The organism is Streptomyces sp. NPDC001204 (genome assembly GCF_053598035.1).
In genome coordinates, this window is record NZ_JBSFJL010000001.1 from 107888 (window position 1) to 123790 (window position 15903).

A 15903-nucleotide genomic window follows, 5' to 3' on the forward strand; every position below is an offset into this window, starting at 1 on the left:
TAGCCGGGTCAACTAGGCGCATGTTACTGGACCTTGTCGGAGTGGGCGTTCGCTACGCTCCTGTCTGCTTGTCAGCGAGTGGCGCAACATGACGGGCCTGGCTTGCTGTCCCCGGCCCACCGTCCCTGGATGCAGGGCAGGGTGAGCCGCTTTGGCTAAACAGATGCGTCGCTGACGAAGCACGTCTCTAGGAGGCGCGGCAGCCACGCACAAGATCCGTTTGCAACGCACATGCCTAGATCAACTTACGAGTTGAACCCGTACTGAGTCATACGGCTTATACCGTCGGGTGGAGGTCGCGACCCTTCACAGCCTGGCCTCAGGGAGTCTCCCTATGGGGAGCTGAAGGGCCGTGGACGATTCGTGGACGGGTAGCGTCTCAGGACGGGCTGACGTTCCTGTGACCAGCATCATTCGACGGTTCTCACGGGCCCTCCGGAGCCGTGTGCGCAGGTTCGAATCCTGCCGGGGGCACCCTTCATGAGGTGCCCAAAGACCCCGTCACCAGCGGAAACGCTGAGGCCGGGGTCTTCGCGTTTGTGCAGGCGTATGCCGCCCGAAGCGGCGTATGTCGAGGCCTGTCGGCGAGGCGTCGACGGGATCTCGGGACATTCCCGCAGGTGACACCCCGGTACCCCACGAGTGCGACGTCCTTGAACCTCGATCCTTTGCGGGTCAAGCCTGATCGCCGTGGCCGCACCTGGCGCGCCGCCTTCTGCCCCGCCGCCCCACGCTGATACCGGGACGGGGCGGCCGTGGTCCTGACCCCCGCGCGGGCCCAGAGGCCGCCTCGGAGACGCGGGACCGGACTCCCCGAATCAGCGGGGCAGGCGGTCCCATACTCAACCACCGGTCGGAGCACCGACCTGAGACGTTGGCTACCGGTAGAAGACGGCCACGCCACCGTGATGCGAGCAGGCCCCCTGATGGTGAGCGGCGTACGAGTACGTACCGTCATTGCACAGCGCCGTCGCACCGCCGCCCGCAGAACTGGAGCCACCCGACGAGCTGGACCCGCCGCTGGACGACGATCCGCCAGACGTCGAACTGCCACCCGTTCCCGACCCCGCGGCAGCGGCGTGCGCGGTGACAGTCACCTTTACCTTGACCGTCTTCGTCACCGTCGGCGCGGGCTTCGGCTTCGCGGTCGCCGTGGCCGTGGCCGTGGCCGTCGCGGTGACCGTAGCCGTGGCCGTCGGCTGCACCTTGTCGTTAGCCACCGACTTCGTCGCGTCCGGGTTCTGACCGTCGGCGCCGCCGCTGCCCACGCCCATGATGAACGCGAGGCCCAGGGCGGGCAGTACGAATCGCTTGCGGGCCCACTTGGGTGCGGGACGGGCGGCCGGCGGCGCGGGCGGAGGCTGGAACGGCGGTTGAGGCTGGTAGTAGCTCACGGGACCCCCCTGTTTCAGTACGTGAGGGGTGAAGCTACCTACGCCGATACGTCCAATGTGAGGAATCAGTGAAGGTGGTGACCTAGTTGTGACATTGCAACTCTCAACTACCCCCGCAGGCCAACACCCTCGCAGGCCAACACCCCCGCCGGCCCGAGCCACCACCCCGCCATTCGTTCAACTCCGGCTGGCAGCAACCGGGGAAGTGGCCAGGAGAGGTGACGCACGCACGACGAGCGCTCATCCACCACGGGATCTGGCCTCGGGGGCCTGGCGTCACACGCGGCGTGCCAGGAGCCTGACCGGCAATCAATGAGGCCCCGCCGTGATCCGACTCGTCGGCGCGGTCCAGGCCGAGCGGAACGGCGAGTGGACCGAGGCCCGCCGCTACATGGGCCGTGAACTCCTCGCCGTGGCCCGCCCCCACCCGATCGAGTCGGAAACCGACGAGACCACCCTGCCCACCGAACTCACCGCACAGCCTCAAAGGCAAGATCACCGAGCGGTCGCCGATGCACCACCCCAAGGAACGTGACCCGGCCCGCTCGCTCAGCCTCCCCGGACACCGCCGCGTCATGTCACACTCTGCTGCTTGGATCATCGGCATGACGGACTGGTCCCGGCTCCACCACGCCTACGGCACGGCAGAAGACATTCCCAGCCTGCTCCACAGAGCCGGCTCGAGCCCGCAGGACTCCAGCTGGGATGAACTCTGGTCCCGGTTGTGCCACCAGGGCACCGTCTACTCGGCAAGCTACGCGGCCTTGCCCGCTCTGACCGAGATGGCGCGTCGGTGGGCACCGCCGGACCGACAGGCGCCGCTCTGCCTGGCCGGCTCCATCATGGCGAGCACGGATCAGCCATACGGCGATGAAGATCCCCAAGTCACCTACGCCTCGGAGGTATCCGAGCTGGCGCAACTGACCGAGGAAGCCCTCCGGCACCCCGGACTCGCCGACGACCCCGCGAATTACGTCTACTTGCTGTCCACGCTCCTCAGCTTCCAAGGCGTCGAAGTCTGGAGCGAACAGCTCGACGGGCTGAACGACGAGGAATATGAAGTGCCCTGCCCCGCGTGCGGTTCGGAGAACTTCGTCGCCTTCGGAGAGCACGGCTTCTTTTCGACCACAAACAGCATGTATATGAAATCCACTGCGGCGAGGAGGGTGCCGCTGCGGCCTCAGGCCCCCTCATCGTTGGAGGGACTGGCCCAAAGACTCCACACCCGTGCACTCGCAGACGGCCATCCCGGCATCGCGCACAAGCTGACCTACGTCTTCGGCGAAGCGCAGTGCGCCGATTGCGACGAGGTCTTCAGCGTCGAGGAAGCCATCGTCACCCGATGGGGGTCGTGAGACGTCGTGAGACTGCGCACACCAGTCGTGACTGTGAACCGGACGACTGGGTCGGCCCAGAGAAGCAGCGAGGCTCCGGGCAGGACGCCAGGGGCCCCGGACAGGGAAAGAGCTATTCACTCGCACTCGCGCAACAACTCTTCGATCTTGCGGTTGGCGATCTCCAGGCGTCCGTCCATGCGTACGGACTGGCGGTGGACGGCGAGGCAACCGCGGTCGGCGGGAGCGCCGGCGCCCGAGCCTCCAGCCAGACGTGGGCGATCGACGCCCAGCTGCGGTGGAGCCCGTCCACGGCCGGCAGGGCGATGCGCCGCAGCCGGCATTCCGAAGCCGCAGGAGCCGCCGTCCCCGCCGTCCCGGCGCGGGGCCCGGCGGTCTGCGGCAGGCGCCCTCCCCTCGGGGATGGGAGCTTTCAGCCCTCCTTGGCGAGGGCCGGGACGAAGCGGGCCGCGTCGATCGTGCCGACGCCGGTCGCCATGTCGTAGCCCTTCACAGCGGTGTGGCCGGTGACTCCCGCGTAGCTGTTGTTCGTGCCGTCCTTCACGTCCACGATCCCGGTGGACGGGTTCCGCGAGGACTGAGCGAACAGCGAGTACAGCGCCTGGTGGATGTCACCCAGCCGGTGCCCGGCGACCTGGTCGGCCAGGGCCACGATGCCCGCGAAGAGCGGGCTGGCCTCGCTGGTGCCGACGTAGACATCCCAGCCGACCCGCTTCGGGTCGTAGCTGGAGTACACCCATGCGCCGCCGTTCAGCGCGGCGGACATCGAAACGTCGGGGGTGCCGCGGCGGTCGCCGACCACCTGCTCGACCCCGTTCTGGTACGAGGGACGGGCGAAGACATGGGACAGGCCGCCGCCGCTCGCGCCGTCGTCGTTGTAGACACTGTCCGGCGCGATGCGGTCGCCCTTGGCGTCCAAGTGCAACTGGGTGCCGCCGACCGAGACGGCCAGCGGGTCGGAGGACGGCCAGGCGTTGACCCTGTACGGGTAGTTGGCCTTGCCGCTCGCGGTGGTGTTGGTGGCTCCGCCGTCGCCGGAGGCCGCGAGGACGGTCACACCGTGCCTGGCCGCGTCCTTGAAGGCATACCGCAGGTTCTGAATGCTGGAGAAGTCACCGCTGCGGAAGCCGGGGAAGGTGTTCTCCGTCGCGCCGAAACTCTGGCTGATCACATCGCCCACGCCACGGTCGATGAGCGACTTCTCGGCGTCCATCATCTCTCGCAGGCCGGTGGTGCCGTCCCCGTTCTGGTTGGCCCCGGTCTCCACCAGGACGATGTGCGCGTCCGGGGCGACGGCATGCGCCATCTCCACGTCAAGGGTGGTCTCCCCGGCCCAGTCGATGTGAGCGGGGTTGGCGGGGTCGAAGTGCGGGACGGTACCCCACTTGACCACGTCGACGTGGGTGCTCTTCATGCCGAACCGGGCACTGTAGACGTCCAGGTCGTGCTGGATGGTCGGCGAGCCGAACGAATCCACGATCACGATCGTGCGCCCCTTGCCGGTGACTCCAGCCCGGTACAGCGGGTTCAGGTTGTACGCCTGCCGGTACTGGGTCGGGGTGTAACAGGAGATCTGCCACTTCGCCCGGCACTGCTCGGTGGTCAGCAAGCCGCGGGCGGTGTTCTCCGACTGCTGCCCGGCTACTGCCGGCACGGCTTTGACTTCTTGGACCGATTGCACGGGTGCGGCGACCGCAGAACCTGAGAAAACGGGTGACATGAGTGCGATATTGGCGAGGGCGGTGACCCCGGCCGCTGCGACCGCGACGCGGCGCCGCGCACGAACTCTGCGCATGATCCCCTTACAAGGTGAGACCCCCACTCGACAGTTGCCGCAATCCCACCCCGAGGCCATTCGCAGAGCAAGCACTTACCCCTGTGCGACTTCTCACTGATGTGCAACTTGTCACTGTTGTCCGATTCATGACCGCGTGGCCATGCCGAGCGCTCAAGGTACGTCCCGGGTGGCATATCGAGGCCCTCAAGTCGCCCCCGTTCTCGCGCAGCTGCAGCCGGACGACAGCTGGACGTTCAAGGGTTGAGGCTGCCTCTCGCACTGGCGGTGACGGCTGACCTGGCGTCCACTATGTCGGCTAAATCACTCAGCGGACACGAAGCCGTTCGGACGGCCGGCACCTCATGGGGCGGACGTCTCAGCCTTGGAACATTGTGATGCGGCCCGGGAGGGCTGTACGTTCCCCGCATGATCAGAATTGCAGTGATCGTATTCATCGGGGCTCTCGCCATTTCCTTCGGCGTCTCGGCGTTGACTGTTTCGCCCTGGTTGTGGCTGGTCGCCGTGTTGTGTGCGGGGATAGCCGGGGTCGGCACTCATGACTTGCTCCAAAAGCGTCATTCCGTTCTCCGTAATTACCCGGTACTGGGGCACATCCGCTTCATGCTGGAGTCGATCCGGCCGGAATTGCAGCAGTATTTCATTGAGCGCAATTTCGATGGCCGTCCGTACGACCGGGATGTGCGCAGCCTTGTCTACCAGCGCGCCAAGGGGACCGAAGCGGAGATCGCGTTCGGCACCGAGCGGAACGTCTACGCCGAAGGCTACGAATACTTCGAATCTTCGATGAGGCCGCGCCCGGTGCCGGCGGAGCAGCCCCGTGTCCGCATCGGCGGCCCGGACTGCGCCAAGCCCTACGACATGGCCCTGCTCAACGTCTCGGCCATGAGCTTCGGCTCGCTGTCCGCCAACGCCGTACTCGCCCTGAACCGGGGGGCCGCCCTCGGAGGCTTCGCTCACGACACCGGCGAGGGCGGCATGTCGGAGTACCATCTGCGCCACGGTGGTGACCTGGTGTGGGAAATCGGCACCGGATACTTCGGTTGCCGCACCGCGGACGGCGGTTTCGATCGCGCGCGGTTCGCCGAGAAGGCCGCTCACGACAACGTGAAATGCATTTCACTGAAGCTGTCTCAGGGAGCCAAGCCCGGTATCGGAGGGGTGCTGCCCGGAGAGAAGGTCACCGCCGAGATAGCCCGGGTGCGCGAGGTTCCCGAGGGGAAGACCGTCATCTCGCCCCCTTACCACCAGGTCTTCGACACGCCCCGGGAACTGATCCGGTTCATCGCCGAAATGCGCGAGCTGTCCGGTGGAAAGCCGGTCGGTTTCAAGCTGTGCGTGGGCTCCCGGCGGGAGTTCCTGGCGGTGTGCAAGGCCATGCTCGAAGAAGGCACCGCGCCGGACTTCATCATCGTCGACGGAGCGGAGGGCGGCACCGGAGCCGCGCCGCTGGAGTTCGCCGACCACCTGGGCAGTCCGCTCACCGAGGGCCTGATCACCGTCCACAACGCCCTGGTCGGCGCCGGCCTGCGGGACCGGATCAAGATCGGCGCCAGCGGCAAGGTGGCCACCGGAGCCGACATCGTCAAGCGCATGCTGCAAGGCGCCGACTTCACCAACGCGGCACGCGCCATGATGTTCGCGATCGGATGCATCCAGGCGCAGAGCTGCCACACCAACACCTGCCCCGCCGGTGTCGCCACACAGGACCCGCGCCGCGCACGCGCGTTGGATGTCGACGACAAGTCGGCCCGGGTCCACCGCTTCCAGTCCGCCACGGTGAACAGCGCACTGCAGATCATCGCCTCGCTGGGCGTGAGTGAACCCGCCGAACTGCGCCCGAACATGCTGCGTCGGCGCGTGGACCCGGTCACCGTCCGCTCCTACTCGGAGCTCTACGACTGGCTGACCCCTGGCCAGTTGCTGATCGAGCCGCCCGAGTCCTGGGCGGCCGACTGGAAGGCCGCTGATCCCGACCGTTTCGCTGTCTGACGGGCCTGCAGGCGGATCGGGGGCTGTGCCGGGCCGAGCGGGCTGGGGACGTCCCGTTGCGCTGTGGGACCTGGCCGAGCGGAGCACTGTCGCCCGGAGGTTGTGTCCACAGAAGTGGGTGAGGGCCTTCCGGCCCGGTGCGGATTGCCACGTCCGCACGGGCGACCGGAAAGGCCCTCATGCCGCACCTCTGCCCGGGACCCGGGGGCGCCTTCCCCTGTGAGGCGCCCCCGGCCGCATGGCGCTACGGCAGCCGCTTCTCGTGGTTCTTGTCCTTGTCGGAGTCGTAGACCAGCTTGCCGCCTGCGTCATAGCCCTTGATGCGCGGGGCCATGGTGACCTGCTGGTTCAGGACGCCGTTGGCGACGAACCAGCCGTGGTCCAGGACGGCCTGGCTGGTGGCGCCGCCGTAGGAGACGGTCACCCGGGCCACCGACGGCCTGACGGTGCCGATGACACCCCACTGGAACGGCAGCTTCCAGTGGCCACGGTCGAGGAACGACTGCTGGTAGAGCTTGCCTCCGTTGATGTCGGCCATCACGGGGCCGGCGCCCGGCACGTCGTCGGAGCCTACGCTGGCGTTGATGCCGCTTTTCTGGCCGTCCTTCACGTTACAGATCAGCCGGGCCGGTTTCGGTTGCTCCTTCACCGCGACCACGTACATGCCGTCGCCGGGCGCGTTGGAGTCGCCGGTGCTGTTCATCGCCAGGATGATCCGGTAGTCCTCGGCCGCGCCCAGGTCCATGCGGAAGCCGGACGGGTCGGCTGTGCGCGACCGGTCGTCTGCGAGGCACTTCTTCAGCCCGTCGGCGGCCTGCCCGAAGGTGATCCCGTCGAGGAGCTGGCCCTCCGTGGCCGGCCGCGCGGGCCCCGCAGGCGACGCGGACGGCGTCGGTTTCGCCGGCGTCCGCGGTGTGGTGCTGACCGGCGGTGTCGATGCCACCGTGTTCCCGCCCGCATTCCCCTCGGTCAGCGCGTACGCGCCCACGGGCATCGCCGCCAGCGTCACCACGACCGCCCCGGCCGCCGCCACCCGGCGTCGCCGCTCGACCGTGCCCCGGCGGCGGATCGCCGGATACGGCACCGGAGCGGGCCGGACGGTGTTCGCGTCCTCGGCGAGCAGCGCGCGCAGTTGTTCCTCGAAGTCCCCGCCTGTTCCCATTCCCTGCCGCTTCTTCTCCTCGTTCACCTGCCGGCTCCCTGCCCGGACGACACTCGGCTGCGGACTGGTTCGTCCACGACCTGTGCGAGCCCCGGATGCGCACGCAATTTCGCCAGCGCCTTGGACGCCTGGCTCTTGACCGTGCCGGGCGAGCAGCCGAGGATCTCGGCGACCTCGGCCTCGGGCAGGTCCTCCCAGTAGCGCATGACGATCACCGCCCGCTGCTTCGGCGGCAGTCCGGCCAACGCCGCGAGCAGGGCGCTGCGCTCATCGGCCCACGAGACGGCCTCGTCCCGGCCGGCCGCCTCCGGCGGCGCCGCGGTGAGAGCCTCCGTGACCCGCCGCTTGCGGAAGCGGTCGCTGTTGCAGCTGACCAGTATCCGCCGGACGTACGCCTCCGGACGGTCGCTGCGCGAAACGCGCCGCCATGAGCGGTACGCCTTGGCCAGCGCCGTCTGCGTCAGGTCTTCGGCGTGGTGCACGTCGCCCGTGAGCAGATACGCGGTCCGTACGAGATGGGACCACCGCGCTCTCACGAATTCTTGGAACTCGGCCTCCTGTTTGGCCTGCATCAAGCACCCTCCCTCGCCCTCCAGACCACAGTTTCGCCGGATTCGGTTGCCCGGGATCCGATGCCTTCTCCGTCAGGTGAGCGGGGCCGCTGACGAGCGGCGGCCGGGACCGGACTGTCAAGTGGTCGAGCCGTGTGATGATGCACGAAGGGTGACCCGTCCTGGGTGGGGCCGGGTGCGTGAGAAGAAGCGAGGGCCCGTCGTGGGCAAGGGTGGGGAGTCCATACCGGACGAGGAGTGGGAGCGCTTCCTTCGTGAAGCCGGGGCGGGGACCAAGGGCGCGCCCGAGGAGCCGTCGGCGCGGGCCCGGATGGTGACGCGGCGGCTGCGGGAGGACACCGGCCGACCGGAGCCGTGGCGGAGTCACCGACCGGCCCGGCGGCAGGGAAGCAAGGTCTGGTACGCGGTCGGTCTGCTGGTTGCGGCCGCCCTGGTGGTCGTGGCGCTGGATCCGGGGCGAGTGGCTGGATGGTTCGGAGGCGGAGACGGAGGCGGTGAGAGTGCGCCGCTCGCCGCGGAGTCGCAACGTCCGGATCAACCGCCGCCGACCGAGGCGGCAGCCCAACCACCGACCATGGAGCAGCCGTTCGGGGGATCCCCCGCGGCGCGGTGGAGCGACGGTACGGCTGGGATCGGCATGCCTGAGGCACGGGCGACCGGCTGGATGAGCAAGGGCCAGGTCGCGCGGGCGCTCGAGAAGACCCGAGGCTTCCTCGCCGCGTCCAGTCTGGATCCTGGAGTGCTGCGCGGGGAGCGGCCGAGGAAGGCGATCGCGGTGATCAATCCTCATCAGCGGGACGTCCAGGACTTCCTGGCGACCGCGTTCCGCGCGCCCAGCCCGGAGAACGATCCTCTGCTGCTGTTCAGCCGGTTCGACAGGACGGAGGTCCGGCTTGTCGGGGACGTCGTCAAGACACGAGGACGGATCACGTACCGGGAAGGTGAGCGCGGTGCGGTCGAGGTGACCGCCGATGTCACGTACGTGTACCCGGTCGCACCCGCCGGAGCGGGAATCGACGAAGTCGCGCGCACCATCGTGCGCCGCGAGGTCGTGATGAGCTGGGACGACCCGGCCAAGGTCGTCGTCGAGCCGGGTACGTTCTCCCTCGTCTCCTACAAGATGAACATCACCAACGGTGGCTGCGACACCTTCACCGGCTACCTGACCCCCACGTTCGGCGCGGAGCGTGCGGCCACGCGCCCGGGAGACGGCCCCGAGGTCGACCCGTACGACCGGAGCACGTCGTTGGAGGCGCGTATGCGGGCGGCCGGCGATGCGGAGTGCGGGACCGCCACTCGGTCGTGAGTGGCGGTCGGAGGGGGATCGGGGCCGCTCGCGGGGGGTGACGAAGAGCCCGCCGCGGGGGGCTACGGGGTGCGTACGGGTCCCGGTACGGGTGGTACGTGGGCAGGTGCCCGTTCCGGTCGCTGTGACCCGGGTGTGGTGGGGGCGAAGAGCCAGCCGGTGGAGGGCCGGGTCAGCGGGCGGACCAGGGCGCGTACCGGTGGGGAGCCGAGCACCATGGTCAGCAGGATCGCGCAGAGCACCAGGCCGGCGATCTCGGCCGGGGTGTTCACCCGTGATATCCAGCCCTGTTCCCGGACCGGCAGGATGACCAGCGGGTGCAGGAGGTAGATCGTGAACCCGCCGGCGCCCAGCGTGGTGATCAGCGGCAGCCGCCGCCGGGGCATCAGCCGCAGCAGGCAGAGCACCAGGGCCGCGGCCGAGGCCAGCACCAGCAGCCGGATGATCCAGGCCCATTCCAGGCTCAGGGGGTCGGCGGCCGAGTAAGGGTGGCGCATGGAGAGCCAGTTGCCCTTGATGTCCCGGTGCCACAGCCAGCCCACGACGCAGGAGGCGAGGACCCCGGCGGCCGCCGCGAACAGGCTCCAGCGGCTGGTGAACCAGGAGTTCAGGAAGCCCTGGCCGATCCGCCAGCCGAGGTAGAACAGCGGAAGGTAGACGAGCGTGCGGCTCGCCGAGAACTCCAGCCCGAACTCCTCGATGTACCCCACGGCGAGGGCGATGACGGTGGTGACGAGCAGTGGGTGACGCAGCTGGACCACCAACGGCAGCAGCAGCCGCCAGAAGAAGAGGGACATCAGGAACCACAGGGTCCACGGCAGTTGGACGACGTACACGACGAACTCGTTGCCCAGCCAGTACTTCTCCAGCGAGTAGAGCAAGCTGAACGCGAGGGCGGGCAGCACGATGCTCTGCAGCAGGGTGCGCAGGGAACGGGGGCCGAGCGGCCCCGCGTTGCTGAACACACCGGCCAGCATGACGAAGGCGGGCACCCGGAAGGCCCAGCTGGCGATGTGGAAGGAGTGCAGTACGTCTTCTCGCGCCATGATGCTGCCGACGGTGTGCAGGATCACGATCAGCATGGCGGAGAGGAACCGGGTGTTGTCCCACCACGGATTCCTGGCCCGGTCCGGCCCGCCGGCGCGGTCGGTGGAGACGGCGGTGGCGGGTCTCGGGAGTGGTGTGTCCATCGCGGCGGTGGGCTCCTGGCAGCGGCTCGGCAGGGGAACAGGCCGCCGTACCGGTGCTCGACTCGACGGGGCCGGGCACACCGTGACGATCTCCGAGAAGGGCTTCGTTGCCGGTTCCGGTTCATACGGTGAACTTCACATGTACATCGGGAGCTCCGGCGCACCCCCCGGCGGCGTCCCTGCCACACTGCCGTCCCGGTCGTAGAGATCCGGGGAGTACGGCGGCCCGAAGTGGGCGTCGAGCGTGCCGCCCTTCTCGGAGATGTCCACCCCCGTGGTCGTGCTCAGTCGCCGCTGCCGTACGGGCGGGTGAGGATCTCCATCGCGTGGCCCACCGGGTCCTGGAAGTACAGGCCGCGGCCGCCGTCGCGGTGGTTGATCTCGCCGGGGTGTTCCAGGTACGGGTCGGCGTAGTACGTCACGTGGGACTGCAGGATTCGGTCGAACGCCGCGTCGAAGTCCTCGTCGGAGACGAGGAAGGCGTAGTGCTGGGAGGCGATCGGTCCCTCCGGGTCGGCCATGTAGTCGAGGGTGACGCCGTTGCCGGTGGAGACGGGAACGAACGGGCCCCAGGGCTCACCGACCTCCAGGCCCAGGATGCCCGCGAGGAACTCGGCGGACTCCTGCTTGTTCCGGGCGTGGACGATGGTGTGGTTCAGCTCCACGTTCATGGTGTGCCTCCCTGCGGCACCTCTGGCCGGCGCCTCCGTGCCCCACCAAACCGATGTCCGGCACGCGGTGCCGTAATTCCGACCCTAGCCGGGGCGGTCCGCGGACGGTAGCCGGATCCGTGTCGCCCGAGTCGTCACCGGATTCGTCACCCGGTCCGGGGGCGGGCGGGAACATGACGCGACCAGTCGTGACTCCGCGCTTCCACAGGGTCACTGGCCCCAGAGTCGCCGCAATCCGTTCTCCAGCAGCGCGAACGCCCGTTCCGCGTCCGCCACCGCGCCCGCGTGGCGCGCGTCGGCCGGTTCTCCGTGGGCCAGGCGGGAGGCGTTGTCCTGGGCCAGCAGGCCCTGGACCGCGACGATCTGGGTGGCGGCCAACCTCGCCGTGAGTTCGGGGGTGTCCGCCGTCTCCTCCAGCGCCTGGGCCAGTGCGCGTTCGGCGCCGGTGTGGAACTGATCCATCCGGGCCACCAGTGAGGGCGCGTCCAGGATCATGCGGGTGAGGCGCAGGACCTGGGGATGGTCGTTGAGTCCGGTGATCGGGTCCCGGTCGTGCAGCCCCTTGAGGAAGTGATCGCGCAGTGCGGTCAGCGGGGTGGTGCGGGGTGGGCGGGCCCGTACGACGCGTGCGGCCTCGGTCTCGTGGTCGGCGAGGCGGTGCACCACGAGGTCTTCCTTGGTGGGGAAGTAGGCGAAGAGCGTGCGTTTGGAGACCTCGGCCGCCTCGGCCACCTGAGCCACCGAGACCTGGTTGAAGCCGTGTTCGAGGAACAGCGCGATCGCCGCGTCGGAGATCGCCGCGCGGGTCCGTTGCTTCTTCCGTTCGCGCAGTCCTGGCTTGCCGTCCACGGCGCCCATCCTAGCCGCTCACTTCCCCGAGGATATTTCTGCACCTGGTATACATTTACTCCGAGAGAAGGAATGGGAGGAGCAAGAGTGTTGGACGAGACCGAGACCGAGACCGAGGTCGTCGTCGTGGGCGCCGGTCCGACCGGGCTGACGCTGGCGTGCGAACTGACGCTGGCAGGGGTCGAGACCCTGGTCCTGGAGAAGCTGTCCCGGCGTGGCGAACACATCAAGGGCGGCGGGATCCAGCCCCGTACCGCCGAGTTGCTGGAGTCGCGCGGGCTGCTGGAACCGTTGCTGCACAGGGCCGCGTCCCGTGAGCCGGTCGGCGGGCACTTCGCCGCCCTGCCCGTGCCCCTGGACTGCACCCCCTGGCGGACCAGGCACCCTTTTCCGATCGCGGTTCCCCAGTGGGAGGTCGAGGAGGTTCTCGAAGAGCGGGCGCTCGCTGCCGGTGCGCGGGTTCTGCGCGGCACGGCCGTCTCAGGGGTCGAGGCGGGCGACGACGGGGTGGTGGTGACAGCGGACGGTCTGCGGGTGCGGGCACGCTACCTGGCGGCGTGCGACGGCGGGCACAGTACGGTGCGGAAACTGCTGGGGCTGCCGTTTCCCGGCAGGTCCGGGACCCACCAGGCGGTGCTGGCCGACATCCGTCTGTCCGCCGTGTCGTCGCTGGTGCCGCGGCAGATCGGACACATCAGCACCATGACCCGAAGCGCGGGGGGTTACTGGGCCATGCTGGTCCCTCTCGACGGCGACCGGTACGGGTTGACCTTCGGGCGCACGGACCGGTCGGGCGCCGACGCGGACGTCGACGGCGACACCCCCGTCGCCCACGAGGCGATCGCCGCCGCGCTCCAGGCCGTGTACGGGCAGGAGACCGTCCTCGGCGCCGTGGACAACTCCTCGCGGTTCAGCGACGCCACCCGGCAACTGGAGCAGTACCGGTCGGGTCGCGTCCTGTTCGCGGGCGACGCGGCGCACATCCACCCGCCGCTCGGCGGTCAGGGTCTCAACCTCGGTGTCCAGGACGCGTTCAACCTCGGCTGGAAACTGGCCGCGGCCGTCCAGGGCCGGGCGCCGAGCGGCCTCCTGGACAGCTACCACACCGAACGGCACCCCGTCGGAGCCCAGGTCCTGCACCACACGTCGGCGCAGCGCGTCCTGGCGGATCCGAGGCCGAGCGAGGACGTGGCCGCCCTGCGCGACATCTTCGTCGACCTGCTGCGCCTGCCCGACACCAACCGCCACCTCGCGGGGCTGATGTCCGGCCTCTCGCTGCGCTACCCGCTGTCCGGCGATCATCCGCTCACCGGACAGCGTGTGCCGGACGCCGACCTGGTCACCGAAGCGGGCCCCACCCGGCTGTCGGCGCTGTTCGCGTCGGGGCACGCCGTCCTGCTCGACCTGGCCGGAGCCGTCCCGGCCGGCCTCCGGCTCCCGCCGCGAGTCGACCTGGTCCGCGCCGCATGCACCGACGATCTGGGCGCCGCCGCCCTGCTCATCCGTCCCGACGGCTACGTCTGCTGGGCCGCGGACAGCTCCGACGACCACGGCGACGCGCTGCTCGCGGCCATCGCCGGCGGCCTGGCGAAGAGCTAGTGCTGCGACCGGAGAGGTTCACCGGCTCGCGATGCCCGGCACGGCACCTCGCCGCGTTGTCGCATCACCCGAGTACATCCATCCACCTTGCGATGCTCCCCTACGGCCTGAACGGCGCGGGAGGTACCCCCAGCACCGGACGCCGCGCGCTTCCCGGCAAACCTCACCGGTCGCAGCACTAGAGGAGCCCCAGGTCGCCCAGTTCCTTGTGCAGGTCGGCTCGCGGGTTGTCGACTCGCACCGGGAGGTCGCCACGGGTGGTCGTCGTCCCGGTGCCGCCGTCGGGGCGGCCGGCTCCGGTGGGCCGTGCGCGCCGGTCCCGGAAGAGCCAGGCTCCGGCCAGGCCGCCGATCAGGCCTCCGAGGTGTCCGAGCCAGCTCACCCCCGATGTCCCGGGAACGGCGACGGTGAGCATGTAGGCGAAGGACGCCGCCATGACGATGCCGATCAGCGTGTCGATCAGGTGCCGGTCGAAGAGGCCGCGGACCACGACGTAGCCGAAGTACCCGAAGATCAGGCCGCTGGCGCCCACGGTCTCCACGCCGCCCCGTTCGAAGAACCAGACGGTGAGCCCGCTCGTCACCGCGACGAGCAGGCTCAGTCCCAGGAAGCGGGCCACACCCCGGTAGGCGGCGAGGAAGCCGAAGATGAACAGCGGGCCGGAGTTGCTTTCGATGTGCGCCCAACTCCAGTGCAGGAAAGGCGCGGTGAGGATGTCGGGCAGCGTGCCGAGGTCGCCGGACGCCACCCCGAACTGCCGTGAGAGGGCGTAGCCGCCGGTGTAGTTGGCCAGTTGCACCAGCCAGACCACCGCGAGGAACCCGAACATCGTGAAGAACGCCTTCCGCGCCTCCGCGATCATCTGCTCCGGACCCATCGGCCCGGCCCCCGCCCCTGCCCGCTCCTGATTCGGCCTGCCCATGGCACGCACCCCTCCCCCTGCGGATCCGTGTCCGCGTCACCACGGACTTCCAGTATTCCCGGCGGCGGGTGTGCGCGGGGAGGGGGAGAACATGTGCGCGGGGAACGGGACGGGATCGTCCGTCGAGGGCCACTCCGCCCCGGAGGGGACGACCGTCCTTGGATGCTCGGCGGCCAGTACACCGCCGGATGTTCCCTCCTCGCTCAGGCCGATCCGTGCGCGCAGCCTGCGCAGCGGCCCGGGCGCCCACCAGGTGGCCCGGGCCGGTCAGCCGCATCACCGCGGGAACGAGCAGGCTGCGGACCACCATCGCGTCCATGAGCACGGCCAGGGCGATCCCAGACCGAGCATCTTGGTGTTGGTGACGCGCGAGGCGCCGATCGCGACCATGACGACCGTGAGGATCGCCGCCGCGGCGGTGATGAGCCCGCCCGTGCGCTGCAACCCGAAGGCCACCGCGTTCCGGTGGTCGCCCGTGCGGTCGTACTCCTCTTTGACGCGCGAGAGCAGGAAGACGCCGTAATCCGTCGACAGCCCGAAGGCGACACAGAACATCAGCACGGGCAGTGTCGTCTCGATGTCTCCGGTGCTGGTGAAGCCGAGCAGGCCGGAGAGGTTCCCGTCCTGGAACACCCAGACGACGGCGCCGTACATGGCCGTCAGGCTCAGCGCGTCGAGCACCACCGCCTGCACCGGGACCAGGAGACTTCCGGTGAGCAGGAAGACGAGTACCAGAGTCACGGCCGCGATCATGCCGAGGGCCCACGGGAGCCGGTCCGCGATGACCGCCTTGGAGTCCACCAGCGCCGCACCCGACCCGGCGACCGACGTCGGGAAGGAGGCCGGTTCCGTGCGCACCGCGCGCACCAGGTCCTGGCCGGCCGCGTCGCCCGCCGCGTCGCCCGCCGCTCCCTCGCGGAGCACCGTGATGCAGGCCGCGTCGCCGCCGGCCCGGGCCGCCTCGGCCGGCCCCGGCTCCTGTATGAGCCACCAGGAGCCCGAAAGTGCCACCTACACGGTCGAGGTGAAGGCGGCCCTGGCGCGGTACCTGGCCCCGTTGATCGGCACGGAGGCCCGCGCGGTACGCCGCTGAGAC

Annotated in this window: 13 protein-coding genes and 2 pseudogenes; 6 read left to right on the forward strand and 9 right to left on the reverse strand. The window is 69.2% G+C overall.

The window, feature by feature from the left end; genetic code table 11:
• Window positions 1–957: 957 nt before the first annotated feature.
• From ACWC91_RS00500 to ACWC91_RS00510, 3 genes and pseudogenes are all read left to right on the forward strand, one after another.
• Window positions 958–1245: a hypothetical protein gene (locus ACWC91_RS00500; RefSeq protein ID WP_450640780.1), complete on the forward strand. Its 288-nt coding sequence runs from the start codon at window positions 958–960 to the stop codon at window positions 1243–1245.
• A gap of 471 nt (window positions 1246–1716) precedes the next feature.
• Window positions 1717–1929, forward strand: a pseudogene (locus tag ACWC91_RS00505) (hypothetical protein); the annotation flags it as partial.
• Window positions 1930–1999: 70 nt separating this feature from the next.
• Window positions 2000–2749 (forward strand): hypothetical protein, encoded by a 750-nt coding sequence (locus ACWC91_RS00510; RefSeq protein WP_450640781.1) that lies wholly within the window; start codon window positions 2000–2002, stop codon window positions 2747–2749.
• 412 nt (window positions 2750–3161) lie between these two features.
• On the opposite strand, the gene ACWC91_RS00515 is transcribed toward ACWC91_RS00510, so the two are convergent.
• Window positions 3162–4403, reverse strand: coding sequence for a S53 family peptidase (locus ACWC91_RS00515; RefSeq protein ID WP_348638489.1), 1242 nt, complete (start codon window positions 4401–4403; stop codon window positions 3162–3164).
• Between the two features lie 549 nt (window positions 4404–4952).
• Here ACWC91_RS00515 and ACWC91_RS00520 point away from each other — a divergent pair.
• Window positions 4953–6536, forward strand: a complete 1584-nt coding sequence (locus ACWC91_RS00520; RefSeq protein WP_450640783.1) for an FMN-binding glutamate synthase family protein — start codon at window positions 4953–4955, stop codon at window positions 6534–6536.
• A gap of 244 nt (window positions 6537–6780) precedes the next feature.
• On the opposite strand, the gene ACWC91_RS00525 is transcribed toward ACWC91_RS00520, so the two are convergent.
• Window positions 6781–7725, reverse strand: coding sequence for a hypothetical protein (locus ACWC91_RS00525; RefSeq protein WP_376504956.1), 945 nt, complete (start codon window positions 7723–7725; stop codon window positions 6781–6783).
• The gene (locus ACWC91_RS00530) at window positions 7722–8270 is read right to left on the reverse strand and encodes a SigE family RNA polymerase sigma factor (RefSeq protein ID WP_225075570.1); all 549 of its coding nucleotides are present in this window, start codon (window positions 8268–8270) and stop codon (window positions 7722–7724) included. Before ACWC91_RS00530 ends, ACWC91_RS00525 begins: the two co-directional genes overlap by 4 nt.
• Before the next feature lie 202 nt (window positions 8271–8472).
• Here ACWC91_RS00530 and ACWC91_RS00535 point away from each other — a divergent pair, with 202 nt between their 5' ends.
• Window positions 8473–9576 (forward strand): hypothetical protein, encoded by a 1104-nt coding sequence (locus tag ACWC91_RS00535; RefSeq protein ID WP_450640815.1) that lies wholly within the window; start codon window positions 8473–8475, stop codon window positions 9574–9576.
• A 62-nt stretch (window positions 9577–9638) separates the two neighbouring features.
• On the opposite strand, the gene ACWC91_RS00540 is transcribed toward ACWC91_RS00535, so the two are convergent.
• The 4 genes from ACWC91_RS00540 to ACWC91_RS00555 all read right to left on the reverse strand — a co-directional run bounded on the left by ACWC91_RS00540 (window position 9639) and on the right by ACWC91_RS00555 (window position 12295).
• Window positions 9639–10766, reverse strand: coding sequence for an acyltransferase family protein (locus ACWC91_RS00540; RefSeq protein WP_225075569.1), 1128 nt, complete (start codon window positions 10764–10766; stop codon window positions 9639–9641).
• 135 nt (window positions 10767–10901) lie between these two features.
• Window positions 10902–11036 carry a hypothetical protein gene (locus ACWC91_RS00545; protein WP_450640785.1) on the reverse strand — a complete coding sequence of 45 codons (135 nt, stop codon included), beginning with the start codon at window positions 11034–11036 and terminating at the stop codon, window positions 10902–10904.
• A 14-nt stretch (window positions 11037–11050) separates the two neighbouring features.
• Window positions 11051–11437: a VOC family protein gene (locus tag ACWC91_RS00550; protein ID WP_225075568.1), complete on the reverse strand. Its 387-nt coding sequence runs from the start codon at window positions 11435–11437 to the stop codon at window positions 11051–11053.
• Window positions 11438–11647: 210 nt separating this feature from the next.
• Window positions 11648–12295 carry a TetR/AcrR family transcriptional regulator gene (locus ACWC91_RS00555; RefSeq protein WP_450640787.1) on the reverse strand — a complete coding sequence of 216 codons (648 nt, stop codon included), beginning with the start codon at window positions 12293–12295 and terminating at the stop codon, window positions 11648–11650.
• An 81-nt stretch (window positions 12296–12376) separates the two neighbouring features.
• Here ACWC91_RS00555 and ACWC91_RS00560 point away from each other — a divergent pair, with 81 nt between their 5' ends.
• Entirely contained in the window at window positions 12377–13885 is a 1509-nt protein-coding gene (locus ACWC91_RS00560; protein ID WP_450640788.1) for an FAD-dependent monooxygenase, read from the forward strand.
• Window positions 13886–14063: 178 nt separating this feature from the next.
• On the opposite strand, the gene ACWC91_RS00565 is transcribed toward ACWC91_RS00560, so the two are convergent.
• Window positions 14064–14807 (reverse strand): rhomboid family intramembrane serine protease, encoded by a 744-nt coding sequence (locus ACWC91_RS00565; RefSeq protein ID WP_450640790.1) that lies wholly within the window; start codon window positions 14805–14807, stop codon window positions 14064–14066.
• 36 nt (window positions 14808–14843) lie between these two features.
• A pseudogene (locus ACWC91_RS00570) lies at window positions 14844–15752 on the reverse strand (MMPL family transporter); the annotation flags it as partial.
• Window positions 15753–15903: the final 151 nt, after the last annotated feature.

Bases quoted from the DNA above. Each gene is read 5' to 3' on its own strand.
- ACWC91_RS00550 (WP_225075568.1), bottom strand. From the start codon at position 11,437: ATGAACGTGGAGCTGAACCACACCATCGTCCACGCCCGGAACAAGCAG.
- ACWC91_RS00540 (WP_225075569.1), bottom strand. From the start codon at position 10,766: ATGGACACACCACTCCCGAGACCCGCCACCGCCGTCTCCACCGACCGC.
- ACWC91_RS00555 (WP_450640787.1), bottom strand. From the start codon at position 12,295: ATGGGCGCCGTGGACGGCAAGCCAGGACTGCGCGAACGGAAGAAGCAA.
- ACWC91_RS00520 (WP_450640783.1), top strand. From the start codon at position 4,953: ATGATCAGAATTGCAGTGATCGTATTCATCGGGGCTCTCGCCATTTCC.
- ACWC91_RS00565 (WP_450640790.1), bottom strand. From the start codon at position 14,807: ATGGGCAGGCCGAATCAGGAGCGGGCAGGGGCGGGGGCCGGGCCGATG.
- ACWC91_RS00510 (WP_450640781.1), top strand. From the start codon at position 2,000: ATGACGGACTGGTCCCGGCTCCACCACGCCTACGGCACGGCAGAAGAC.
- ACWC91_RS00530 (WP_225075570.1), bottom strand. From the start codon at position 8,270: ATGCAGGCCAAACAGGAGGCCGAGTTCCAAGAATTCGTGAGAGCGCGG.